29 protein-coding genes are annotated in these 24,418 nt (G+C 37.3%); 16 read left to right on the top strand and 13 right to left on the bottom strand.

From position 1 onward, the window contains the following. Window positions 1-51: 51 nt before the first annotated feature. Together LC419_RS07465 and LC419_RS07470 are read left to right on the top strand one after the other, a co-directional pair. On the top strand, window positions 52-546 hold the full coding sequence (locus LC419_RS07465) for a dihydrofolate reductase (RefSeq protein WP_223606767.1): 495 nt from the start codon (window positions 52-54) through the stop codon (window positions 544-546). A gap of 75 nt (window positions 547-621) precedes the next feature. Further along, on the top strand, window positions 622-1,191 hold the full coding sequence (locus tag LC419_RS07470; RefSeq protein ID WP_090027270.1) for a hypothetical protein: 570 nt from the start codon (window positions 622-624) through the stop codon (window positions 1,189-1,191). Between the two features lie 67 nt (window positions 1,192-1,258). On the opposite strand, the gene LC419_RS07475 is transcribed toward LC419_RS07470, so the two are convergent. The 4 genes from LC419_RS07475 to LC419_RS07490 form a co-directional block, all read right to left on the bottom strand. Continuing rightward, the gene (locus LC419_RS07475) at window positions 1,259-1,891 is read right to left on the bottom strand and encodes a trimeric intracellular cation channel family protein (RefSeq protein ID WP_223606768.1); all 633 of its coding nucleotides are present in this window, start codon (window positions 1,889-1,891) and stop codon (window positions 1,259-1,261) included. Between the two features lie 50 nt (window positions 1,892-1,941). Continuing rightward, the gene (locus tag LC419_RS07480) at window positions 1,942-2,196 is read right to left on the bottom strand and encodes a four helix bundle protein (RefSeq protein WP_223607584.1); all 255 of its coding nucleotides are present in this window, start codon (window positions 2,194-2,196) and stop codon (window positions 1,942-1,944) included. A gap of 134 nt (window positions 2,197-2,330) precedes the next feature. Continuing rightward, complete coding sequence (gene coaD / locus LC419_RS07485) at window positions 2,331-2,795, bottom strand: pantetheine-phosphate adenylyltransferase (protein ID WP_223606769.1); 465 nt, start codon at window positions 2,793-2,795, stop codon at window positions 2,331-2,333. Window positions 2,796-2,930: 135 nt separating this feature from the next. Then, entirely contained in the window at window positions 2,931-3,914 is a 984-nt protein-coding gene (locus tag LC419_RS07490) for a D-alanine--D-alanine ligase (protein ID WP_223606770.1), read from the bottom strand. Window positions 3,915-4,069: 155 nt separating this feature from the next. Here LC419_RS07490 and LC419_RS07495 point away from each other — a divergent pair, with 155 nt between their 5' ends. The 5 genes from LC419_RS07495 to murI all read left to right on the top strand — a co-directional run bounded on the left by LC419_RS07495 (window position 4,070) and on the right by murI (window position 9,536). Beyond that, the gene (locus tag LC419_RS07495; protein ID WP_223606771.1) at window positions 4,070-5,164 is read left to right on the top strand and encodes a PASTA domain-containing protein; all 1,095 of its coding nucleotides are present in this window, start codon (window positions 4,070-4,072) and stop codon (window positions 5,162-5,164) included. 73 nt (window positions 5,165-5,237) lie between these two features. Beyond that, a complete protein-coding gene (locus LC419_RS07500; protein WP_223606772.1) occupies window positions 5,238-6,311 on the top strand; it encodes an RluA family pseudouridine synthase in 1,074 nt (357 codons plus the stop codon). 51 nt (window positions 6,312-6,362) lie between these two features. Then, window positions 6,363-7,313, top strand: coding sequence for a PorP/SprF family type IX secretion system membrane protein (locus LC419_RS07505; RefSeq protein ID WP_223606773.1), 951 nt, complete (start codon window positions 6,363-6,365; stop codon window positions 7,311-7,313). A 51-nt stretch (window positions 7,314-7,364) separates the two neighbouring features. Continuing rightward, complete coding sequence (gene hemW, locus LC419_RS07510) at window positions 7,365-8,489, top strand: radical SAM family heme chaperone HemW (protein WP_223606774.1); 1,125 nt, start codon at window positions 7,365-7,367, stop codon at window positions 8,487-8,489. A gap of 216 nt (window positions 8,490-8,705) precedes the next feature. Further along, entirely contained in the window at window positions 8,706-9,536 is an 831-nt protein-coding gene (gene murI, locus LC419_RS07515; protein WP_047454678.1) for a glutamate racemase, read from the top strand. Window positions 9,537-9,594: 58 nt separating this feature from the next. Here the strand turns inward: murI and LC419_RS07520 are convergent, their stop codons facing one another. After that, window positions 9,595-10,194 carry a nitroreductase family protein gene (locus LC419_RS07520; RefSeq protein WP_223606775.1) on the bottom strand — a complete coding sequence of 200 codons (600 nt, stop codon included), beginning with the start codon at window positions 10,192-10,194 and terminating at the stop codon, window positions 9,595-9,597. A gap of 86 nt (window positions 10,195-10,280) precedes the next feature. On the opposite strand from LC419_RS07520, the gene LC419_RS07525 reads away from it, so the two are divergent. Next, window positions 10,281-10,631 (top strand): helix-turn-helix domain-containing protein, encoded by a 351-nt coding sequence (locus LC419_RS07525; RefSeq protein WP_223606776.1) that lies wholly within the window; start codon window positions 10,281-10,283, stop codon window positions 10,629-10,631. Here LC419_RS07525 and LC419_RS07530 read toward each other — a convergent pair. Next, entirely contained in the window at window positions 10,628-11,200 is a 573-nt protein-coding gene (locus LC419_RS07530; protein ID WP_223606777.1) for an RsmD family RNA methyltransferase, read from the bottom strand. The genes LC419_RS07525 and LC419_RS07530 overlap by 4 nt on opposite strands. Window positions 11,201-11,318: 118 nt before the next feature. Here LC419_RS07530 and LC419_RS07535 point away from each other — a divergent pair, with 118 nt between their 5' ends. Then, window positions 11,319-12,557, top strand: a complete 1,239-nt coding sequence (locus tag LC419_RS07535) for an outer membrane beta-barrel protein (RefSeq protein ID WP_223606778.1) — start codon at window positions 11,319-11,321, stop codon at window positions 12,555-12,557. 56 nt (window positions 12,558-12,613) lie between these two features. On the opposite strand, the gene LC419_RS07540 is transcribed toward LC419_RS07535, so the two are convergent. The 3 genes from LC419_RS07540 to LC419_RS07550 are packed head-to-tail and all read right to left on the bottom strand — an operon-like array spanning window position 12,614 to window position 14,373. After that, window positions 12,614-13,330 carry a DUF3822 family protein gene (locus LC419_RS07540; RefSeq protein WP_223606779.1) on the bottom strand — a complete coding sequence of 239 codons (717 nt, stop codon included), beginning with the start codon at window positions 13,328-13,330 and terminating at the stop codon, window positions 12,614-12,616. A gap of 18 nt (window positions 13,331-13,348) precedes the next feature. Continuing rightward, window positions 13,349-13,843, bottom strand: a complete 495-nt coding sequence (locus LC419_RS07545) for a Smr/MutS family protein (protein ID WP_223607585.1) — start codon at window positions 13,841-13,843, stop codon at window positions 13,349-13,351. A gap of 32 nt (window positions 13,844-13,875) precedes the next feature. Beyond that, on the bottom strand, window positions 13,876-14,373 hold the full coding sequence (locus LC419_RS07550; protein WP_223606780.1) for a metallophosphoesterase: 498 nt from the start codon (window positions 14,371-14,373) through the stop codon (window positions 13,876-13,878). A gap of 135 nt (window positions 14,374-14,508) precedes the next feature. Here LC419_RS07550 and LC419_RS07555 point away from each other — a divergent pair, with 135 nt between their 5' ends. After that, a complete protein-coding gene (locus tag LC419_RS07555) occupies window positions 14,509-16,050 on the top strand; it encodes a serine hydrolase (RefSeq protein WP_223606781.1) in 1,542 nt (513 codons plus the stop codon). A gap of 261 nt (window positions 16,051-16,311) precedes the next feature. Here LC419_RS07555 and LC419_RS07560 read toward each other — a convergent pair whose 3' ends face one another. The 3 genes from LC419_RS07560 to LC419_RS07575 all read right to left on the bottom strand — a co-directional run bounded on the left by LC419_RS07560 (window position 16,312) and on the right by LC419_RS07575 (window position 18,998). Further along, the gene (locus tag LC419_RS07560) at window positions 16,312-17,364 is read right to left on the bottom strand and encodes a T9SS type A sorting domain-containing protein (RefSeq protein ID WP_223606782.1); all 1,053 of its coding nucleotides are present in this window, start codon (window positions 17,362-17,364) and stop codon (window positions 16,312-16,314) included. Window positions 17,365-17,659: 295 nt separating this feature from the next. After that, window positions 17,660-18,541 (bottom strand): archaemetzincin, encoded by an 882-nt coding sequence (locus LC419_RS24125; RefSeq protein ID WP_262901700.1) that lies wholly within the window; start codon window positions 18,539-18,541, stop codon window positions 17,660-17,662. Continuing rightward, complete coding sequence (locus tag LC419_RS07575) at window positions 18,522-18,998, bottom strand: histidine phosphatase family protein (protein ID WP_223606783.1); 477 nt, start codon at window positions 18,996-18,998, stop codon at window positions 18,522-18,524. Before LC419_RS07575 ends, LC419_RS24125 begins: the two co-directional genes overlap by 20 nt. 115 nt (window positions 18,999-19,113) lie before the next feature. Here LC419_RS07575 and ruvX point away from each other — a divergent pair, with 115 nt between their 5' ends. From ruvX to LC419_RS07605, 6 genes are all read left to right on the top strand, one after another. Next, complete coding sequence (gene ruvX / locus LC419_RS07580) at window positions 19,114-19,530, top strand: Holliday junction resolvase RuvX (RefSeq protein WP_223606784.1); 417 nt, start codon at window positions 19,114-19,116, stop codon at window positions 19,528-19,530. Next, a complete protein-coding gene (def, locus tag LC419_RS07585; protein ID WP_223606785.1) occupies window positions 19,527-20,099 on the top strand; it encodes a peptide deformylase in 573 nt (190 codons plus the stop codon). Before ruvX ends, def begins: the two co-directional genes overlap by 4 nt. Before the next feature lie 79 nt (window positions 20,100-20,178). Then, window positions 20,179-20,736, top strand: coding sequence for a DUF5606 domain-containing protein (locus LC419_RS07590; protein WP_223606786.1), 558 nt, complete (start codon window positions 20,179-20,181; stop codon window positions 20,734-20,736). 123 nt (window positions 20,737-20,859) lie between these two features. Next, window positions 20,860-21,627: a nucleoside triphosphate pyrophosphohydrolase gene (gene mazG / locus LC419_RS07595; protein WP_223606787.1), complete on the top strand. Its 768-nt coding sequence runs from the start codon at window positions 20,860-20,862 to the stop codon at window positions 21,625-21,627. Between the two features lies 1 nt (window position 21,628). Next, the gene (locus tag LC419_RS07600) at window positions 21,629-22,711 is read left to right on the top strand and encodes an FUSC family protein (RefSeq protein ID WP_223606788.1); all 1,083 of its coding nucleotides are present in this window, start codon (window positions 21,629-21,631) and stop codon (window positions 22,709-22,711) included. A 2-nt stretch (window positions 22,712-22,713) separates the two neighbouring features. Next, the gene (locus tag LC419_RS07605; RefSeq protein ID WP_223606789.1) at window positions 22,714-23,598 is read left to right on the top strand and encodes a hypothetical protein; all 885 of its coding nucleotides are present in this window, start codon (window positions 22,714-22,716) and stop codon (window positions 23,596-23,598) included. A 28-nt stretch (window positions 23,599-23,626) separates the two neighbouring features. On the opposite strand, the gene LC419_RS07610 is transcribed toward LC419_RS07605, so the two are convergent. Continuing rightward, window positions 23,627-24,346, bottom strand: a complete 720-nt coding sequence (locus LC419_RS07610; RefSeq protein ID WP_223606790.1) for a hypothetical protein — start codon at window positions 24,344-24,346, stop codon at window positions 23,627-23,629. Window positions 24,347-24,418 lie beyond the last annotated feature (72 nt).

Here is a 24,418-nt window from a genome sequence, read left to right on the forward strand (position 1 = left end):
GTGCTAATCAAATATACAAATTATGTGCTAATTTTGTAAAAAATTATTAGAATGACAACAATAGTGGTGGCTATGGGTGAGAAGAACGAGATCGGTTTTGAAAACAAACTGCTGTGGCATCTTCCGAAAGACCTGAAACACTTTAAAGATATAACTTCCGGGCATCCTATTATTATGGGAAGAAAGACCTATGAAAGTATAGGAAAACCTTTGCCGAACCGTACGAATATTGTGATTTCCAGAAAGAAAAACTGGTTTGAAGAAGGGATTCTGATCGTGGGAAGTATTAAAGAAGCCGTAAAGTTTGCTAAGAAAATCGATGAAAATGTATTCATCATTGGTGGCGGAAATATCTATGAACAGACCATGGAGATTGTGGATAAGCTGGAAGTGACTTTAGTGAAAGCTGATCTTGAAGCAGATACATTCTTTCCAAAAATCAATCCGAAAGTCTGGAAAAAAACTGAAGAAGTTTTTCATGAAAAAGACGAAAAGAATGAATATGATTTCTTCTTTCAGACGTATGAGCGAATCAAGACAGAATAGTTATGAAAATTCTAACTTGTAACTTCTAGCTTCTAACCTCTAAATTTTCTATCTTTGCACTCTTAAAATTGAATAATGAATAAGTACATAAAAATTGTAATTGCAGCAGTTCTTATCCTTTTAGGACTTTATATGATGATTTTCACAAGAAGTCTGGGCTGGGGGATTGTCGTATTCCTTCTTGCAGCACTGCCTATTATACTTTTCATCAAAAATGAATATATCCTTTTGGCCTTCTGGCAGCTGAGAAAACAGAATATGGAAAAAGCGGCACAGTGGTTAAACGGAATCACCAACTACAAGGCACAGCTTCATAAATCCCAGTATGGATATTTCCACTATTTACAGGGATTGACCCAAGCTCAGGAACATCCTGCGAAAGTGGAACCGTTGATGAAAAAAGCTTTGGAATACGGTCTGAATATGAAGCACGACAGAGCAATGGCAACATTGAATCTTGCGGCAGCAGCCATTTCTAAAGGAAGAAAACAGGAAGGGCAGAAGCTTCTGGATGAAGCTAAGAGATTAGACACGGCAGGAATGATGACCGATCAGATCAAAATGATGAAAGATCAGCTGAAAATGCCTTCTATGCAGAAACATATGCACAACCCGAATATGAGACAGAGAGGAAAATTCTTCTAAGAACACTATACAAAACGAAAAAGCACCTGATTCAGGTGCTTTTTTTATTTTAAATGAAATGTAGTCATCACATTTCTGAATTATGATCATATCCATAAAATTTAGGCATCTGCCAGTGGTATTTCACAGCAAGCGTTCTGATAGCTACAATCAGCAAGATGGTGAAGATCTGTATAAGTGTATAAGAAAGCGGAATAAACTTGGTCATCAGAAGAAACGCAGATCCTCCGACGATACATGCCGTAGCATAAATTTCTTTCCTGAAGATCAATGGAATTCTGTTCAGAAGGATGTCCCGGATAATTCCTCCGAAACAGCCGGTGATAGTTCCCAGTGCGATGCATATCAATGGATGAATTTCCGCATTGAGCCCTTTCTGAACTCCGATAATGGTAAATAGTCCCAATCCGAAGCTGTCAAAAATAAATAAGGTTACTTTGAAATTCTTTTCAATGGACTTGAAGATCATGGCAAAAATGCTGGTACACAGAATCAGTGCACAGGTTAAAAGGTCATGCATCCAGAACACAGGAATGTCCAGCAGGAGATCTCTTACAGTTCCTCCGCCTACAGAAGTGACGAATGCAATAATCAGTACCCCGAACGGATCAAGGCGCTTCTGCATCGCTGCAAAACTCCCCGACATCGCAAAGGAAATGGTTCCGAGTACCTCTATGGCAAAATTGAACTGTTCATGCATATATTGATGAGTAATAGGTAATGGGCAATGAGTAATAAAAATTATGCCATTTAAAGCTGGGATAATCTGAATTTATATTTAGTCATCACCTTTACAAGTTCTTCGCATTCTGATTTTAAAAGTATCATTTTTTCAGGACTTAGATATTCCAATTCTTCAATGATTTCAAGCCAAAGTTGAGTTTCATCAATTTCTTCCACAACAATGCAGAGTTTAGCAAATTTTTCTTTTTCAGATCTTGCTCTTGAAACAGCTCTGTAATTTGCAGCCACTGAAGAGGAAGATCTTATAATTTGCTTTCTTATGACCGAAACATCATCCGAATAAGGTAATTATGAGAGGGATTTGATCACAAGAATGGAAAAGTTTTTAGTTCTTTCCCGAAAAACCTGATTGTAATCCATATTTCCCAAATTACTCATTACCTATTACTCATTACTCATTTTTTTACCCTCACCGAGTCCGGTACCAGTAATTCATATTCTCCATCATGGTTGATGATCTCTCTTACAATGCTGCTGCTGATGAAAGATTTTCCGGATGAGGTTAACAGGAATACAGTTTCCAGTTTTTTGTGAGCCAGCGTTCTGTTGGTGTGGGCGATTGCTTTTTCAAATTCAAAGTCGGCAGGGTTTCTTAAGCCTCTGAGAATGTATTGTGCATCCTTTTCAAAGCAGTAATCTACCGTTAATCCTTCAAAAAAATCGACTTCCACGTTAGGAAATTCTGAGACGGAATTCTGAATAAACTCCATTCTTTTTTCCAGGGGAAACATATATTTTTTCTGGGAATTCTGCCCGATCGCAATAATCAGTTTGTCAAAAAGCGGAGCCGCTCTTTCAATAATATCATAATGTCCCAGGGTAATAGGATCAAATGATCCGGGGAAAACAGCAATTTTCATGTTTTACGTGTTATGATGAGTTACGGGGTACGAGTTAAGGGTTGGGTGGTGGGTTTCAGGTTGAGGTGGTTACCTATTTCTCCTGTTTTTAAAACCTCCATCCACTAACATCTAACCTCTGATTTCTAACTTCTATTATTTATTCAATGCTTTTTCTACTTCGTTCCCACAAAGATCCATGATGGAGATTCCATAATGTCTTGCCTGCTGGGGTAAGATGCTGGCAGGGGAAAATCCAGGATTGGTATTCATTTCCAGCATATAAGGAATGCCGTCCATAAGGATGAATTCACTTCTTGAAAAACCACTCATACCCAGGGAATTGTAAGCTCTTTTTGAAATTTCTTCTACTCTGATTCTGGTGGCATCATCAATTCTTGCAGGGGTAATTTCTTCTGAAGCACCTTCATATTTAGCTTCATAGTCAAAGAATTCGTTGGTAGGGACAATTTCTGTGATCCCCAAAACAAGGGTTTCACCTTTGTAGTCTATAACGCCTACAGAAACTTCCATCCCATCAAGGAAACTTTCGATCAGGATTTCATCGTCTTCTTTAAAAGCGATTTCCGTAGCTGCAATTAATTCTGATTTCTCCTTTACTTTTGAAATTCCTAAAGAAGATCCGGACTGATTCGGCTTAACGAAAACCGGAAGCCCAAGACTTTCAATGATTTCGTCTGTATTGATTTCTTCTCCTTTTCTTAAATAAATGCTCTTAGCAGAGGGAATCCCGTATTTTGACAGGACAGCCAATGTATCTTTTTTATTGAAGGTCAAAGCACTTTGGTAGAAATCACAGCCGGTATACTTCTGTCCGATAGCATCCCAATAGGCCTGAAGGATTCCGTTTTCACCCGGAGTTCCGTGGATAATGTTGAAACAGGCATCGAATTTCAGTTGTTCATTATTGTCTAATGTCACTGAAAAATCCCCTCGGTTGATTTCATATTTTTTATCGTTTTCCCCTAAAAAATACCATTCATCTTTTAGAATGACTACTTTATATACATCATATAGATTTCTGTCCAGAGAATCGTAGATCAACTGACCGCTTTTTAAGGAAACCACATATTCGTCTGAATAGCCTCCCATGACAACGGCAACACTTTTTTTGCTCATAACCATTATAGTATCAATTAAGGCAAATTTAATCATTTTATGTAATGCAATAAGGGAAATTCAGAAATTTTAAAATTGAAAATGAATTGTGTTAAATAAAAGCACATTTAAAATTATTAGCTATATTTGCCGTTATAATTAAAGTATTTTTAAGTATGCTTAAATCACTTTTCAATTGGAAAGTTTTACTGAATTTAGTAGTCGCCATCGGTGTTTTTGTGGGGTTGGTGTGGCTTACTTTCCGCTGGTTGGAATATCATACCAAGCACGGTCAGGAAATTCCTGTGCCTAATGTTATTAATAAATCGGTATACGATGCCGTAAAAATATTGGAGGATACCGGGCTTGAATATGAAGTAGACAGTGCAGAATATAACCCTAAATATAAACCTTTTCAGGTTTTAAAGATGCATCCTATATCCAGTTCCCGTGTAAAACCGGGATCGCTGGTAAGAATCGTTGTTAATCCAAGAACCTGGGCTCCTATTACAGTTCCGGATGTGATCAATAAGTATTCAGGACTTGCTTTCCAGAGATTGGATCAGGTAGGTCTGAAGATTGGCGATACCATCTACGAACCGAGTATTCAGAAAGATGCTCTTTTAAGAGTATTATATAAAGGTAACGCTGTGAATCCTGGATCACGTCTTCCTAGATTCTCCGTCATCGACGTTGTAGTGGGATCAGGACCTATGAGAAACATTTCTATTCCTAGCGTAGTGGGGCTTTCTGTAAAAGAGGCCAGAGCTGTGATTTTGAAAAGTATGTTTGAGATCGGTCTGGTAGAGCATGAAGATGGAAGCAAAGATGAATCTGATATTATCTATTATCAGGATCCGGCTTCAGGAGATGTAAGAGACCAGGGAATGCAGATCGACCTTTGGGCGAGTAAGAGAACACCTGCTGAGCTCCGAGCTAAAGTAGAACAGCTGAATGCTATTTACCGTATGAAGGTAGATACTTCACTGCCACCGGTGCATTATGACGAAGTTCCGAACCATCCGGAACCAAGCTATGATCCGCCTGCTGCAGTGCCTGTACCTAGAAAAGAAGTTCCTAAAGTTGAACCTGCTAAAACTGAACCTGCCAAAACCAGTGCAGCAACAGGAGCTAAACCAGCAGGAACCACGGCCGAAAAACCTAAGTCTACTGCAACCAGCAGTCAGGGTTCAGGAAATAAACCGGCTACCACCGGAGCTACCCAGCAACCGGCTCAAAAGCCAAAGGCTAAAAAAGTAGTAGTAGAATAATAACTAATTATTATATAAAATATAGGCTTCAACTGCAAAATGTTGGGGCCTTTTGCGTAAAAAAGATAAAATAATGGCAGAAGATAACGAAGACTTTTTAGATGAAGAATTATTAGAGTCCGACAGTCTCGAGAATATCGATATTGACGAGGAAAATAAAGGATTGTATGAGCATCTTAATATCAAAGTCGATAAAAACCAGGAGCCGTTAAGGATTGATAAGTTCTTATTAATATACAGACAAAACTCCTCAAGGAATAAAATTTCCCAGACCTGCAGAGCCGGAAATGTGGTTGTAAACGGAGCTCCGGTAAAACAAAACTACCGTGTGAAACCCGGTGACCAGGTTTCGGTGCTTCTTGCCCATCCGCCGAGAGAAAATGTGATTATTCCTCAGGATATCCCTGTGAATATCATCTACGAAGACGATGATTTGGTCGTGGTGGATAAAGAACCGGGAATGGTGGTACATCCGGGTCACGGAAACTGGGATAAGACTTTGGTGAATGCACTGGCCTTCCATTTTGAAAAGAAAGGGGAGAAATCCGATCTGGATCGGGTAGGACTTGTCCACAGAATTGATAAAGATACTTCCGGACTGCTGGTGATTGCAAAAAATGAATATGCGCTGAGCTTTTTAGCGAAACAGTTTTTTAACAGAACTACAAAAAGATTATACTGGGCTTTTGTCTGGGGAAATCCTCAGGAAGATGAAGGCACTATTAAGGGGCATATAGGCAGGCATCCTAAGAACAGAATGCAGATGTCCGTTTATGAAGACGGAAGCCATGGCAAGCATGCGGTGACACATTACAAGGTGTTGGAACGTTTCAGATATATGACCTGGGTAGAATGTAAGCTTGAAACAGGAAGAACGCACCAAATCCGTGCTCATTTCAAACATATCGGCCATACGCTGTTTAATGACGAAAGATATGAAGGTCATACGCCTCTCAGAGGATTGAATCTGCCTAAGTATAAGCAGTTTATAAAAAATGTTTTCGAAATTCTTCCAAGGCATGCACTCCATGCCCATACTTTAGGGTTTATACACCCAACTACGAAAAAGGAATTATATTTTGAGAGCCCAATGCCTAAAGATATGGCGGATGCTGTAAAAAAATGGAGAAATTATTTAGAAAACTAAAAATATATTGAGAATTTTTTTATATTTGTTGAATTGAAATCAAGATTTGTTATGAGAAAACTATATGCTATCGTATGTTTAGCTCTTTTGTCAAATGCATACAAAGCACAGGAATCACTACCATACTATCAGCAATATCTTTTGGATGGTGATTTTCTGTTCAACCCAGCTCAGTACGGAAAGACCGATTACGTACAGCTCAATGCTAATTACCACAAACAATTTGACAAGTTTAGCGATTCTCCAAATACGCAGTCTATAGGAATCAACGGGAACATCTTCGACAGAGTGGGAGCAGGGCTTTCTATTTTCAGAGACAGTAATGGACCTATTTCTGCAGGCGGTATTACAGCGGGAGCTTCATACTTTATTCCACTAAGCAGTGAAGGAGAAAGAAAAGACCAATTCTCTTTCGGTACTAGTGTTTCATTTTATAATATGAACTTTGACTATACTTCAGTGAATGTTGAAGATGGTTACGATCCATTGTTGATCGGAAAAGAAGGGAATATTTTTATGGCTTATGCCAACTTCGGTGCAGCAGCAACGTATAAAAATATCTTTGCAGGAGTTTCTGTAAATGATATCGCGTTAAGCAATGACAAGGCGATCGTAAACGGAATCGAGCCTTCACCAATTAAATTCTTCTTAAACTTAGGATATAACTGGCATTTTGCTGACAATATCTATGTAACGCCATCAGCGTTGATCAACCTGAATACGAATTCAACAAGAATGATCGACTATAACTTAATGGCGACTTTCTTTAATGACATCAATTCATTCTCTGCCGGTGTAAGCTACAGAACGGTACAGAACAGATTTGACAGCCAGCAATTACAGGTGGCACCGGTTGTTAAAGTAAGAATTAATAAATTAATGATTGGAGCAACTTACAACATCGGAATGTCTGATATCCAGACTTATGGTGGAAACAGCTTTATGCTGAGCTTAGGTTATAACTTCGATAACTTTATTAATCATAGAGGATATAGATATTAATCTGATTTAATTTAAATAAATTTGAGCTCTGAAATTTTCAGAGCTTTTTTTATGATATACATTCACATCCCGTTTTGCAGACAGAAATGCAGCTACTGTAATTTTCACTTTTCTACATCTTTGAACTTTAAGGATGAAATGATCAGTGCCATGAAGACCGAAATCAGGCTCAGAAAAGACGAACTGCAGAACAAAAACTTAAAGTCATTGTACTTTGGTGGCGGCACACCGTCTATTCTTTCAGCAGATGAGATCAGCTCAATGATCGATGAAGTACTGAAATATTTCAGTTTTGATCGTGATATTGAAATTACTTTAGAAGCCAATCCCGATGATCTGGATAAAAATTTTCTTCAACAGCTGGCAAAATCTCCGGTAAACAGGCTTTCTATTGGTACACAAAGTTTCTTTGATGAAGATTTGAGACTCATGAACCGCGCCCATAATGCTTCCGAAGCAGAAGGTTCTATCAAAAGAGCACAGGATTTTGGCTTTGAAAATCTAAGCATCGATCTGATTTATGGCTCACCAACCTCCAATCTGGAAATCTGGAAAGAGAATTTAAACAAAACGATAGCCCTTGAAGTTCCTCATATTTCATCTTATGCCCTGACAGTTGAACCGAAAACAGCTTTGGAAAACTGGATAGCAAAAGGAAAAATAGCCAGTCCGAAGGAAGAAGAACAGAATAGAGAGTTCTATTATCTGTCGGATTTCTTAAAAGACAACGGATTTGAGCATTATGAAGTTTCTAATTTCGCGAAACCTGGCTTCTACTCAAGACATAATTCTTCGTATTGGAAGTATAAAGAGTATCTTGGAATTGGTCCTTCCGCACATTCTTACAACGGATTTGATGTCAGAAGCTGGAATGTAGCCAATAACCAACAGTATATAAAAAAGCTTGATGGTGGAATTCTTGCCAAAGAAGAGGAAATACTTTCCCAAAATGACCAATTTAATGAAATGATCATGATCGGGCTAAGAACTATCTGGGGTGTAGATATTGAAAGCCTGAACAGTAAATTCAGCGAACAGACTCTTGAACATTTCCGACGTGAAATACAATCTAAAATAGAAGAAGGTATTCTGATTACAGAAAACAAACATCTTAAAATCCCGGAAAAACATTGGTTTATGGCGGATGGAATTGCTTCCGATCTGTTTATGGTGTAAGTAAATGATTCATAAAGATGCTTTTGGAACTCCATTTTTAAATGTTGATTTCAGAATAATAAGTATTGGTAATGTCATGCTGAGCGAAGTCGAAGCATAGTATCTTAAAGCAATATTGACTTAATGGTAATAAAATGACACCGTACAAATAAAGTCCGGAATCAGGAATACAGAAATCTAAAAATCTTCGTATTTTTGTGTAAAATTTCAGCTCACTTGAAAACTAAAAAACAAGATTATTCACATCTTTCACCAAGCCAGCCTATCGGTATTTTCGATAGTGGGGTGGGAGGACTTACCGTAGCCAAAGAAATCAAAAGACTTCTTCCTCATGAAGACCTGATTTATTTCGGAGATACCAAGCATCTTCCGTACGGTGAAAAATCCAAAGACGCCATCATTGAATATTCTACCAAGATCACCAATTTCCTTCTTCAGCAGAACTGTAAAGCTATTGTTATTGCCTGCAACACAGCTACTGCGAATGCTTTGAATGAAGTAATGCAATCGGTGAATGGTAAAGTTCCTGTAATTGATGTTATTAATCCGGTTGCTGAAAAAGTAGCCTATGAGATTCATAATAATGTAGGAGTAATTGCAACGAAAGCAACGGTGAATTCAGGGCTGTACAAGAAAAGCATCAGAAAGCAGAATAAATGGATTAAAGTAGATGAACTCGCTACACCTTTGCTGGTTCCTGCCATTGAAGAAGGATTCAAGAATCATCCGATCACACATGCAATCATCTATAATTATCTGAGCAATAAAAAGCTGAAAAATATTGAAACATTAATTCTTGGCTGTACCCATTATCCATTATTGATCGATGAAATCAAACAATATTACGGAAACAGAGTCCGCGTGATTGATTCTCCGAATATTGTCGCCAATCATCTGAAGATCATTCTGGATAAATATCATCTTCTGAATGATAATAATCCAAAACCGAACTATCATTTCTATCTTTCGGATCTGACGAAAAACTTTGAGAAGATCTCTAAAAAATTCTTCGGAAAGACCATAGATCTGGAATTGAAAGTACTATAATACAAAAAGCTGTTTCAGAAGAAACAGCTTTTATTTTTTTGTGGAAATATCAGAAATATTAAGATTCTAAAATCACCATTTCACGCTTCAGTCTTCTTTTCGGAGTTGTTGCCGGATGATTGCTGTCACTGTCCGCTCTTTCACCGATTGCAACGGCGAAAAGTGTTTCGTAAGAATCATTTTTCAGGATGGCATCATATTTTTCAGGCTCAATTCCTTCCATTGGAGTAGAATCAATTCCCATCGTTGCACATGCGGAAAGAAATACACCCAGAGATAGATAAACCTGATGTCCAAACCATGATCTGATGGCCTCTTCACCGTTGGGTTTTACCATGGTTCTGTAGTAATTCACGGAACCTTCAGGAAGATTTTCTTCGATCTGTTTTTCAAATTCTTCCGGATTTTTCATCATTTGGAATACAATTACATGACTGCTTTCCAATACTTTTTCTTTGTTAAAATAAGATGCTTTGGCCAGCTGTTCTTTCAATTCGGGCTTGTTCACGAAAATGAAATTCCAAGGCTGGCTGTTGATCGAAGATGGACTTAAATTAAGAATCTCTTTCAATTCTGCAATTTGTTCCGCACTTATTTTTCCCTGAGGATTATACTTTTTCACCGTATACCTCTTTTTCATTTGTTCTAAAAAATTCATAAATTATTGTACTATCATTTTTATAGTTACAAAAGTAATTTAAGTTTATTATCTTTGCAATAACGGTAAAAAATGATAGTATAAAAATGTATACGATAGATAACAAAGAATATCCTTGCTGCACCAGCGTTACGATGAAGTTTATAGGAGGAAAATGGAAAGCTGTAATTTTATTTCACCTGACGGACGGTGCCAAAAGATATAATGAATTAAGAAAATTAATTCCGACCATAACAGAAAGGACTTTAAGTCTGCAGCTGAAACAGCTTGAGGAAGATCATATAGTCAACAGAAAAGTATATACGAAAAAGCCACCTTTGATGGTAGAGTATACGTTGACGGATTTCGGGAAGACTTTGCTCCCGGTGATTGAAGCGATTACCCAATGGGGAATTGCTGCACCGGATCTTTCCGTAAAAAAAATAATCAGGAATTAAATTTCCTGATTATCTTCTTTATTTGCTTCGAAAAAACTGAAACTTACATTTCCGTATTTTCGGGTATCTACTAAATTGGGGTGCTCGAGTTTCATCCTACTCTGATGTTCTATGATCAGAACACCGTTCTCCTTCACATATTTATTGTTCAGAACTAAAGATAAAAGCTCGTAATATTTCTTCTCCTCCATTTCAAAAGGAGCGTCGGAAAATACGATCTCGAAACTTTTTTTATTTCTGAATTTTTTAAGCCAGTCGAAAACATCACCTCTCTGAACATTCACCTGCTGAGACATATCCAGCTCTGAAGCTGTAGAATTGATAAAACTTGTATGCTTCGGATTCAGTTCCACTGAAATGACATCCTGACATCCTCTGGAAGCAAATTCAAAGGTGATAGAACCAATGCCTGCAAAAAGATCAAGCACGGAGATAGACTGCATATCATACTTGTTTTCCAGGATGCTGAATAGCGCTTCCTTAGCAAAATCTGTTGTAGGTCTTACGTCAAAATTTTTAGGAGCGGCTATTTTTTTGGCTTTCCACTTGCCTGAGATTATTCTGTACATACTGAAAAATTATTAGGCAACGAAATTACTAAATGTTGGCTAATAAAAAGAATTTAGTCATAAAATATTCTGTAGTCGGATGATAATGGTTATTTTCGCGGTTGAAAAAATAATGATTATGAACAAACATTTATTGACATTCTTATTCGGTGTCATTTTATGCGTACAGTTATCAGCGCAAAACAACTTTGAAAAAGGATATGTTATTAATAATGATGGCAGCAAGGTTGAAGGACTGATAAAAAATATGGACTGGAACAGGTCTCCTTCTCAAATAGAATTTAAGCAGGATAACAGTGCATCTTCAAAACTATTAAGTGTTGATGTTATCAAGGAGTTTGAAGTAGAAGGAAAGGCAAAATATGTAAGATCTGAAGTGGATATTGATATGTCCAGTGATGATATCAATTCTTTGGACGATGATGAAAAGCCGTCATTTACTAAAAAGACCGCTTTTCTTAAGGTTATTGTTGAAGGAGAATATACCCTATACGGATACAGTAATGAAAATGTAAAACGTTTTTTCTATCAGCAAGAAGGTAAAACAGAACCGTTGGTTTTTAAACGCTATATGATCTCCGGGTCTAATGTTGCCAAAAACAATACATATATGAGGCAGCTGCAGGCTTTATCCAACTGTGAAAATATTAAAGCATCACAAATCTCCGGTCTTGAATACAGAGAAAGTGACCTTAAAGATATTTTTATCAAATTCAATACCTGTAAAAATGGGGACTATAAGAGTTTCGAGAAAAAAACTTCGAATAGCTTTTTTCATGTATCAGTAAGACCAGGGGTGAACTTTTCATCTTTAGACCTGACGAATGGAAAAGGAGCAGATATTTTCGGTTCTGATTTCGGAAGTCAGACGAATTTCAGAATTGGAGTAGAGCTTGAATATGTAATGCCATTTAACAACAACAAATGGGCAATCATATTAGAACCGACTTATCAGTACTTCAAAAAAACAGAAAAAGACGTTCCTACAACTACTATCTTAGGTGAAACTGTAGCTAACAGAGCCAGCATAAAATATTCTTCAATTGAAGTTCCGATCGGGGTGAGATACTATGCATTTTTAAATGAGAAATCGAAGTTTTTCTTCAATGCTTCATTTATTTTTGATGTGCCGGTAGGAGAATCTGAAGCGGTATTCGAAAGATATCAGTTTGCTGCTGAAAAAATAAAGATAGGATCATCCACCAATTTTGGATTTGGAGTAGGTTATAAATACAATGACAGATTCAGTGTAGAATTGAATATGCATACGAAGAGAAACTTGTTTGGAAGCGACAGCAGTGTCCGCACGGCAGATTACAAAAACTTCTCAGTTATATTAGGATATACACTATTCTAAGTAATATGAAATAATATAAAAAAGGTACTGTCTCAGACAGTACCTTTTTTATTTCGTTAGTTCAGTATAAAATTCTTGTTGGGAACATTGTCAAAAACAATTCTCATATTCTTGACGAACTTCTGAAGTTCGGAGATAAAGGTTTCATTTTCTGTAGTTTCACCATACGCGTAAAAGTTGGTTTCATTGATACCAAAGCCTATTTTACTCAGGGTAAACATCACGAAATAGAGAAAGTCTACTTCAGAATTCACATCCAGGTTATTGTATAAAATCACCTTCTTGTTATCGATGGCAAAAAACTCACACTGGTTGTGGTATAAATTGATATGAATCTCTTTATTGTTTTTATTATTGATGGAATTTAAAAACTTCTCTCCTGAAAAATTAAAATGAACCGGAACCGCCAGTTCTTTTATTTTCTTATAAAAGTTTTTTGGGAACGTATAATAAAACTGTACGCCGAATCTTTTGTTCACAGAAAGCATTAATTCTTCTTTTTCCTTATCTGCAGGAGCATTGAAGGCGATCAGTTCGAATCCTGCCTCATGCTCTGAAAATCCTTCCGGCATCAGTGTAAAATGATTCAGTGCAGAGATCACGTGGATCTCTTCAAACCTTTGCTTAAGAAGAATTTCATCAAGTTTATCCTCGATGAGATTTTCCGGTGTTTCTTCGGTAACGAAATAAGACTTTTCCTCCACAATGCTTTTGTTCTTTGCAATCTGGCAGATTAATCCGTCTTTGGTAAAAAGTAAATTAAGTGCGTTCATATTTCAATTGATGCAAATTTAGTGAAATTCTATCATAACGGCACCTGATTGATGGTGAAGTATTTCCTTATTATAAAAATCAATATCCGACTGGCTTTCCAAAACATCCATAACCATTCTCTGCAGGGTTCCGTCACCAATACCATGAACGATCTCTAACCTTTTCAGATTATGTTTTCTGCAGAAATTAAGAACTTCCATCAGTTTTGCCTTTTGAATGAAGAGCCTTTCGAAACTATCATAATCACTGGGGTTTTTAACCAGATGATGAAAGTGAAGATCCAGGACCATATGATTTTTCTGGTGTTTTTTGGAAACTACTTTCTTCGGTTCCGCTTTTTTGATGATCCGGATGTTTTCATAAAGGTCGGCGTTTTTTGGAACCAGCTTTTCTTTTGGATATTGATAGGTAAATCCATACTCATCTTTAAAAACAACAATATTGCCTTTTACGGAAGTGATTACCCCGCTTAAATCTTCATCTACTACAGAAACTTTGTCCCCGATTTTCATGTATTGTTCCTCTTCTTTTATTGTTTTCAAAATTAATTCTTCGGTCCCAGCTCAATGATCTCAAGATCCTTTATTTCTTGTCCTTCCACTACAAAACGCATCATCGTTCTCACCTTATGCCATCCCTGTTTTCCACAGGCTCCAGGATTCAGATGAAGAAGATTATTTTTTTTGTCAAACATAGCCTTCAAAATATGAGAATGTCCTGAAATAAATAATTTCGGGGCCTTCTCAGAGATTTCTTTGTTGGTCAGTGGTGTATATTTCCCGGGATAACCTCCGATATGGATCATCAGAACTTCAAGATCTTCACAGAAAAAACGGTTTACTTCAGGAAACTCAGCCCTGATCTTCGCGTTGTCTATATTTCCGTAAACTCCTTTTAAAGGCTTTATTTTTTCCAGTTCCTCGATAACCTCTATGCTTCCAAAATCTCCGCAATGCCAGATTTCATCGGCCTGAGACGCATATTCTAAGATACGGTCATCTATATAGGAATGAGAATCGGAAAGAAGGAGGATTTTTGTCATGAAGTTCTGAGATTTGTGCAAAGTTAGGAAAGATTTATTTTTTATTAAGATTTAGATTCCTTTTAAATAGACAAAGTTTTATAACGGAAGCCTGTATGACCTAATATTTACTAAATTTGAGAAAATTAAAAAAAAATGAAGCAGAAATTTTCTTTTTTACTTTTTCTCGCAGCGGTAGGGCTCTTCAATGCTCAGGTTGAAGAAAAAAAATTGGATGAACTGATCCAGAATACTTTGAAAACTTTCGACGTTCCGGGAATGTCTGTAGGGATTATAAAAGATGGAAAAGTAATCTATTCCAAAGGTTTCGGACAGCGTTCCTTAACCACCAAACAACCGATGGATGATAATACATTGGTTGGAATCGCTTCTAACTCAAAAGGTTTTACCTGTACTGCCCTGGCTATTTTAGCAGACGAAGGAAAACTGAACTGGGACGATAAAGTATCAAAATACATCCCTGAATTTCAGATGTACGATCCGTACGTTTCCCAAAATGTAACTATAAAAGATCTTATTACCCACAGAGCGGGCTTAGGTTTGGGACAGGGCGATCTGATGTTTTTTCCGGAAGGCGGAAATATGACCGTTAATGATATTATTCACAACGTCAGATATCTGAAGCCTGAAAATCCGTTCAGAACTAAGTTGGACTATAATAATGTCATGTTCATCGTCGCCGGAGAAGTCATTCACAGGATTTCCGGACTGAGCTGGGCAGAATTTATTGAGCAGAGAATTATGAAACCGGTAGGTATGACTTCAAGTTTTGGAAGCTACAACAGAGCCAAAGCAGTAGCCAATAAGATCGATGCACACGCCCCTGTAGATGGAAAAGCCATTGCCGTTCCTCACGACTGGAATGAAACCGGTAATGCTGCGGGTGGAATTATGAGTAACATCAAAGATATGACCACATGGGCAGATTGCCTTTTAAATAATTTTACAACAAAAGACGGTAAAAAGCTCGTTTCCGATAAAAATGTGCAGCAGTTATGGAGCTTACAGATCCCGGACAGAGTCGCTATGAAAAATCCTTATGACACCAGCTTTTATGGGTATGGATTGGGATGGTTCTTAAGTGATGTTAAAGGGCATAAACAGATTCAGCATACAGGAGGTCTTATCGGAACGGTTACCCAGTTTACTTTAATCCCCGATCTGAAATTAGGAATCGTAGTACTTACCAACCAACAGTCAGGAGCAGCGTTCAACTCTATTACGAATACGGTGAAAGATTCTTATCTTGGAGTGGCAGACAGAAACTGGCTGAAAACTTACGGGGAAAGAATGACGAAAGTCAATGCTGAGTATGATAAGCAGAAAAAAGAAGCCTTTGCTAAATCAGATGCCTTCAAAAAAGAAAAAAATATTCAGCCTAAAGCAGAGCAGTTCGTAGGAAAATACAATGACCAATGGTTTGGAGAGGTAGAAATTTCGCAACAAGGAAATACATACAGAATTTCATGTAAAAATTCTCCGCGTCTGAAAGGAGAATTACTTCCTTATTCCAATAATTCATTCATCATTAAATGGGATGACAGAAGCTATGATGCCGATGCCTATATTATTTTTGATTATGATGAAACCGGAAAAGCAGAATCCGCCAGATTAAAACCAATTTCAGATGTTACTGATTTCAGCTTCGACTTTGATGATTTGGATCTGAGAAGATAAATAAGATACACAGTTAATTATATAACTTAAAATATTCAATAGAAACGGGCTTTAGTCCGTTTTTTTATTAAACATTTGCAAATGGGCTTTAGCCAAATCAAAAAAGAGCTCCAACGAATATTGGAGCTCTTCTCTTCTGATTTATAGATGATCGGTTATTAGAAGGTCGAAGAGAGAAGTTATTAAGAGTCTAAATAATGACTATAAAAAATATTAAGTCTAATAGTAACTTCAAACCTCCCTCTTCTTGCTTCCAGCCCCTTAATCTTTAATAAACTTCTTAATAACATCCCCGATTTGAATGATATAAGCACCTTTGATTAACTTACTCACATCAATAGAATCCCGCTCTAATTTTCCTGAAAGCACAAGGTTTCCAACCATCCCATAGATTTTATAATCCTGTGACGGAGCATTCATAACCTTTAATGTTTCCTTAGCCGGATTCGGATAAATTAATGTTGTATGTTCACGGCTTTTATGATCTGAAACTGATAATGCAGCCAGATCTGCTTTTAACACAGAACCTGCAAAAAAGTCGGTTACATAGATCATATTGTCTTTGACAGCTAATCCGGAAGGATAATCAAATCCAGTGGACACAAGACCTGTGGACACGACAGGATTGGACTGAGTGACATTAATTTTGGAAACTTTAGAAGCACCTGCCTCACAGATAAACAGATCTTTTCCATGAAAAGCAAGACCTGACGGATAGCTTAATCCCTGTGCTATTGTGGTGGGACCGATTGATGTAGTCATATCGAATTTTGAAAGCTTTCCTTCAAACCGCTCTGTAAAATAAATGACATTATTAATAATTTCAATTTCAAAAGGAGATTTTGCAGGGATCACGTCGATCAACTGAGGATTAGCTTGGCTTACGTCTATTTTAGCAATTTTATTATCCCCTTCAAGAGCCATATAAAGTTCATTTCCTACGAATTCAAGACCAAGCGGACTGCTTATTCCCCCTAATATGACTTGTGGAGTTGGGTTAGCAGCAGTCAGATCAACTTTAGAAAGTCTACCCGCTCCGAATTCTGAAACGTATAGGATATTATCTTTTAAAGCAAGGCCATAAGGACGGTTCACTCCCGTTACCACGTCAATCGGCGCAGCGCTGGGATCATCAATATTTACCTTAACGACCTTATCCAGATAATAAATACCGATATACATCGTATTACCATTAATAACCATCGGATTGGGAGTTCCAAGATTCTCGATGAAGACATTGGCAGCAGCTTGTGAATACATTTTGTTTCCCGCTAAAAGCAGAACTAAAACTAAGAAATAAAGTTGTCTTTTCATTTTATTTTTATTTAGAATAATTAAATTTTAAACAAAAATACTTTATTAAAAATAAAATCCCCACGGGTCTGACAAATATCATGAACAAAGGATAATAAATCTTCCCGCAATAAAATGTAGAATTATAAAAGAAATTTTGCCTCTTATTTTAGATATAAAATATGTAATTTTTGAATGATTTTTAACAGAAAACCTTATCATTCAATAGGAACGGGCTTTAGCCCGTTTACACGTAAACAGATTGTAGAATCCGGCTTTAGCCAAAACCTATTAATGATATTTGTACGGAAAAAAATTATTTTAAAAGTTGAAGATCATGCTCCGCACGGGAAAGTTCAGGATTTAAATGCTGTTTTTCAAAGAAATGCTTTAGATCCGGAAGCCGTTTCTTAGGATCATACGGAATGCTTGAATTTAATTTTTGCTGACAGAGTGAGCATGCTCTTGCAAAGTGGAAATCAGTTTCCGTGAGCGAGTTGGTTCCGTTCATCACACAGTTCGCATTCAGACAATGGCTAAGTCCGAACATATGTCCGATTTCGTGAGAACTTATTTTGATCAACCTCTCAAGACTTTCATTAAAATTAGAATCCGTCAGGCCTCCGTTGGCAAATCTGTACATAGAAGTTACCCCCACACCGTCCTGATAAGATGCGATACCGAAAACATAATTCCATTCAGGTCTTGGAAAAAGGTCTTTTTCTGTGATTCCCATGAAGACCACAGCATCTTTAGGTTTTCGTTTGATAAGGATGCTGTCCAGAACGTAACCTGCCAGAATTTGCTCCTGACCGTCTTTAAAAATTCTTCTCGCTGTTTTTGGAAAAATGGTATTGGATAAAACGGGAAGAACTTTTGTTTGCAGCTGAAAATAGATACTTAAATACTCACGGGTAAGTTTTATTTCCTTTTTCTGTAATTCATTGAATTCTCCGATGGGTTGCAGATAAACTGTATTTTTCCCCGGTTCCGGTTTTATTTTCTTTAGCTTTTGAAAATCCTCAAAAGTCTGAAATTCTTCATCTCTTGAGTATCTCCAGTCTCCGGGTTTTGCTTTTGGCAGCTTAACATCATTGATAGTGATGGTTTCACTATAAGTCTTCTCCTTTTTGTGACATGAAAAAAAGAGGAGCGTAAGCAGATAAAAACAGATAAAATTATATTTTCCCGGGCTCATAAAAGAACAGGAGTCTCTTTTTGGCACCGTCAAATTCAGACCATGAATTGCAGTCTATTTCAAAACCGGCTACTCCGCAGGTCGGGAAGTGAAAAATATCTTCAGAGATGGAATTTGCAAAATTGGATATTCCGTTGTTATGAGAAAAAAGAGCTACAGAACTCACATTGTCATCCAGGTCGTAGATTACAGATTCGAAATTTCTTTCCGATGGATTGTAAAGTTGATCTTCAGTATCAACCTTAAGCTGATAGGTTTGATTAAAGATCTTACACGTATTCAGTGCGCGCACCGCCGGGCTCGAAACAAAATGATCAATAGAAATATTATTGCTTTTCATGAATCTGGACATGTTCATCGCATCTTTCAATCCTTTGTCTGCCAAAGGTCTGTCGAAGTCCTCCGTTTCTTCCGGCCAGTCGCTTTTTGCATGTCTTACGAGGATGAGTTTCTTCATATTATCGTTTTTTGGAAGATTAAAATTATAAAAAAAATAATGGAATAAAACATGATTTTTATAAAAAAGCTGCGTTATGAATAAAATCATTAAATTTTACTAAATTTGCACACTTATGGGACAGATCCTTGCAATAGACTACGGAAAGGCACGCTGCGGTATCGCTGCAACAGACGATATGCAGATTATTGCAAGCGGCCTGGATACTGTGGAAACACGGGTTTTGATGGAATTTTTGAAGAAATATTTCATCGAAAACAAAGTGGATGAAGTAGTAGTAGGACTTCCTACAGATTTAAAAGGGAATGTTTCCGAAGTGGAAACGGATATCTTAAAATTCATTGAAGGATTTCAGAAAGAATTTTCCGGTATCACGGTCCACCGTTTAGATGAACGATTTACCTCTAAAATGGCTTCTTTTTTTATTTCCCAAAGCGGAAAAAGCAAAAAAAAGAGACAGGAGAAGGGGTTAATAGATAAAGTAAGTGCAACTATCATACTGCAGAATTTTTTAGAACAAAGAATAAGATGATTTTACCGATAAGAGCTTTTGGGGATCCTGTTTTGAGAAAAGTAGGGAAAGATATAGACAAAGATTATCCCGGTTTACAGGAACTTATAGATAATATGTTTGAAACGATGTACAGTGCAAACGGCATAGGCCTTGCTGCACCGCAGATTGGGCTGGACTTACGCCTGTTCGTGATTGATGTGACTCCTCTTGCAGACGACGAAGATTACGAGGATATCAAAGATGAACTGGCTGATTTTAAGAAGGTTTTCATTAATGCAACGATTCTTGAGGAATCCGGTGAAGAATGGAAATTCAATGAAGGATGTCTTTCTATTCCGGATGTAAGAGAAGATGTAAAGAGAAAAGAAACGATCGTTATTGAATATTATGACGAAAATTTTGTGAAACATACAGAAACTTTTTCCGATATTAGAGCCCGCGTAATTCAGCATGAATATGATCACATTGAAGGCGTGCTGTTTACAGACCATTTGAGTGTATTGAAGAAAAAACTCGTAAAAGGTAAACTGACGAAAATCTCCCAGGGTGAGGTGAGTATCAGTTACAAAATGAGATTTCCAAAGTAATTTAAACAAGGATTAAAAAACAAAATAATAAAAAGCAAAAAGCCCCGCGCAGATTGCAGAATTTACAAAAAATAAAATTATGCTGTTAGAAAAAATAATTTCAATTTCCGGAAAGCCAGGACTTTTCAAATTAGTTTCTCAATTAAGAAACGGTTTCATCATTGAAGATGTTACTTCCAAGAAAAAAGTAAGCATTGGAAACTCAAGTCAGGTGAGTTTATTGGATAATATTGCGATGTTTACATTTGATAAAGAAGTTCCTTTGTTCGAAGTTTTTGAAAATATTGCTAAAAATTATGATTACAAAGAAACCATTAATCACAAATCTTCTGACGAAGTTCTGAAAGATTTCATGGCGGCATCTCTTCCTAATTATGATACAGAAAGAGTATATGCTTCAGATATCAAGAAATTGGCTCAGTGGTACAATCTTCTTCAGAAAGCAGGATACATTACTCCGGAAAGCTTCGTAAAAGCAGAACCTGAAACATTGGATGGGGTACAGGAAGAAATAAGCATTGACAAAGATGCTCCTAAAAAAGCAGCTCCAAAAGCTGAAAAACCTGCCGCTCCAAAAGTAAAAGCTACTTCGGCAGCAAAAGCAGCTCCAAAAAGTACACACACTAAAAAAGGATAATCTATCCCGAATTTAAAATATCAATCCCTGTCAGAAATTTCTGACAGGGATTTTTTATCACCAATTTAAAACGGCTTACTTAAAGATTTACCCTAAATTTGCATCACTTTGAATTCTCAATTTATGAATACCAGACAAGAAAAACTAGAAGCTTTCGGAAGATTATTAGATATCATGGATGATTTGCGTGAAAAATGTCCGTGGGATCAGAAGCAGACGCTGCAGTCGCTTCGTCATCTGACGCTGGAAGAAACTTATGAACTTTCGGATGCTATTTTGCAGGAAGATCTACAGGAAATCAAAAAAGAGTTGGGAGATGTTTTGCTGCATCTTGTTTTTTATTCTAAAATAGGATCAGAGAAAGAAAGCTTTGATATTGCAGATGTCATCAATTCTTTAAATGAAAAACTGATCTTCCGTCATCCTCATATTTATGGTGATACAGAAGTGAAAGACGAAGAAGAAGTGAAGCAGAACTGGGAAAAACTGAAACTTAAAGAAGGAAACAAGTCTATTTTGGGCGGTGTTCCAAAGAGTCTTCCAAGTTTGGTAAAAGCCTACAGGATTCAGGATAAAGTAAAAGGAATCGGTTTTGAGTTTCATGATGCGGAAGATGCCTGGAAAAAAGTGGATGAAGAGATCAAGGAATTTCACGAAGAAACTGATCCGGATAAAAAAGAGCTGGAGTTAGGAGATGTATTTTTCTCCCTGATCAATTATGCCAGAATATCAGGATTGAACCCGGATTCTGCACTGGAAAGAACCAATTTAAAATTCATCTCAAGGTTCCAGAAAATGGAAGTACTGGCAGAAGAATCTGATCTTAAGCTTTCCGACCTCTCTCTGGAGGAAATGGATGTGCTGTGGGAGAAAGCGAAACTGATGTCATAAAATGAAGGTACAGCGTCGCGTACACCACAGGTTCCAGTATTTGCTGGAGTTCAAAAAAACAGAAAGGAAATGGCACTTTCCGTTCCTCGCAGCACTTTGTATAGGAAGTTGCCTTTTCATCGGTTATTTTTTGGGAAAACCTAACTACGGCAGTTTGTCCAGTTTGGGCGCTCTGACGATTTTATATTTCACTTCAGCGCCCATTACACAAAGGATGGTGCATCTGGCGGTCTGTGCATTCGGGATGGTTTTTTCCTTTACGATCAGTCTGTTTTTCAGCTTTAATGCGTATGCAGCAGGTTTGTCTTTGGGAATTGTATCTTTTCTTGCGCACTTTATTACCTCGTATTTTAAAATTCCTCCACCCGGAAATTTTTTCTTTATTATGCTGGCAGCCATGGCCAGTACCTATCAGTTTGACCTTGAAATGATCCCCACACGGGTTGGGCTTGTAGCTATGGGAGCAATCTTATCCTGTACGCTGGCGTTTCTGTACTCTGTTTTTATCGAAAAAGGGGATGTTTTATCGATCCCTAGAAGGAGAAGGTTTAATAAAAGAAGATATACTAAATTTGTAGAAAGCAGTATTATCGGCTTCTTTATGATGTTAACCCTGATTGTGGGACATCTTCTGAAATTTGAAAACACCTACTGGATCTCCATTGCGGCGGTAGCCATTATTCAGGGCAGGAATTTTGAACATGTGCGTCAAAGAAATATGCACAGGATCCTGGGAACCTTTATTGGAATAGGTTTTGCATGGCTCATCCTGCTGTTTAATCCCGCAAAAATAGAAATGATTATCATTATTGCGATACTGCAGTTTATTATTGAATTGCTTATTGTAAGAAACTACGGTTTTGCTGTAATATTTATAACACCATTAACGATTCTTCTGACGGAAACCGGTAGCCTTGTTCATCATAATGTAGAAAACCTGATGCATGCAAGACTTCTGGATACTATTATCGGAAGTTTAATCGGGCTGACGGCTGGTTTTTTTCTTTACCATCAGCAGATTATTAATAACTTAGAGAAAAATATACGGTACTCGTATGTTCAGTTTAAAAAATTAAAAAAATAGCTATGTTGCGTATTCTTACCCTATCCGCTTTTTTATTGTGGAGTTGTAACCCTAAAGCTCAGGATACCCCTAAAACTGATGAATTGACAGTGGAATTTGCTCTGCCTAAAAAACTGAAAGAAGTTTCAGGAATTGTTTTGTCCCAAGATAAAAATACCATTTGGGCTATAGAAGACCAGGGTAATAAAAATGTCGTGTACGGTTTGGATAAACAGGGCAAGCTGGTAACGGATGTTCTGGTAGAAAATGCTGAAAACAATGACTGGGAAGATATTACAAAAGATGCTCAGGGAAATATTTACCTTGGAGATTTTGGAAATAATGACAATAACAGAAAGAATCTGGCTATTTTAAAGCTGGATTTGAAAGATGCCACCGAAAAAGCAACACAGGCCGTTCAGACCACAAAATTTCATTATGAAGGACAGACTGAATTTCCTCCCAAGAAGTCAAACCTGCTGTATGACTGCGAAGCTTTCGTAGAAATGAATGGAAACTTCTATCTTTTCACCAAGAACAGAAGCAAAGGTTTTGACGGAACTTTCCTGGTTTTCCAGGTTCCTAATAAAGAAGGGGATTTTGAAGCAAAATTAGTAGGGAAATTAAAGCTTGATGGGAAATACAGCGATGCTGCCATTACTTCGGCGGCCCTGAACAGTACTCAGGATAAAATCGTTCTGCTTACCCATAAAAATATTCATGTTCTTTCAGGATTTACGGCAGACAATTTCAATACGTCCAAAATTGAAAAAATATCTTTAAACCACAACTCCCAAAAAGAAGCAGTTGTTTTTCTTGATGATAAAACCTTGCTGATCGCTGATGAAAAGGATAAAGAGACGGGCGGAAATGTATATAGATTTGAACTTAACCCTCAAGCCAAATAGCGGCAAAAGGGTTAAACTCAAAAATGTCTTATGGAGTAAGATAAGAAATGTGAATATTCCCGGCAGATAATCTGAAATTTTGGGTATACACACAACGGACTCTGAAGGTATCATCCTTATTAAAATACGTAATAGACGACAGGTTATGATTCACCGCAAGGGTACGTTCGCCATGTCCTGTAGATATCGATGCCAGTGTTTCCGTTGCCGGAGAAACCTTCTGGATGGAAGATTTTGCTGTTCCGGCTGTATATCCGTTACCGTTTAAGCTCAGGTCATACGTAATATATGGCACAATGTTGTAATATCCCGGCTTTACAACGGTGAATACTCCTGTAGTGGAGTTGTACTTCAGGTAGGTATTATCCACTTTATTACTCACATTATAAACATAGCTTTTTGCATAGCTTTCATGCGTGCTTACGGGGTTGCTTCCCGTTCCTGTATAACTTCCGGAACTCGGGTTGGTGTCAGTCTTGTTGCCGACAAATACTACTTTTAAAAAATTCTGAGATTCAATAGTGCCCCAGGTAGGTGCGGTTCCGGCTCCGTTTGACATTAAAACTTCACCGCGGTTTCCCGAGTTTCCTCTGGTCTTGGCATTGCCCCCTACATTAAGGTCTTTGACCACCTGAAGGCTTCCGTTGACATGTAAAGTACTTTGTGGTGTTGGTGTTTCTATACCCACTTGTGCGTGTGCATTTAAAGACATGACAAATAATGCCATGTATAATAGCGTTTTTTTCATCCAATAGTTGTTTTTGTTGAAATAATTTAAAACAAATATAGATTCTTTTTAAATCATTGAATTTTTAAAAGA

Source organism: Chryseobacterium sp. OSA05B, assembly GCF_019970065.1.
Taxonomy (GTDB): domain Bacteria; phylum Bacteroidota; class Bacteroidia; order Flavobacteriales; family Weeksellaceae; genus Chryseobacterium.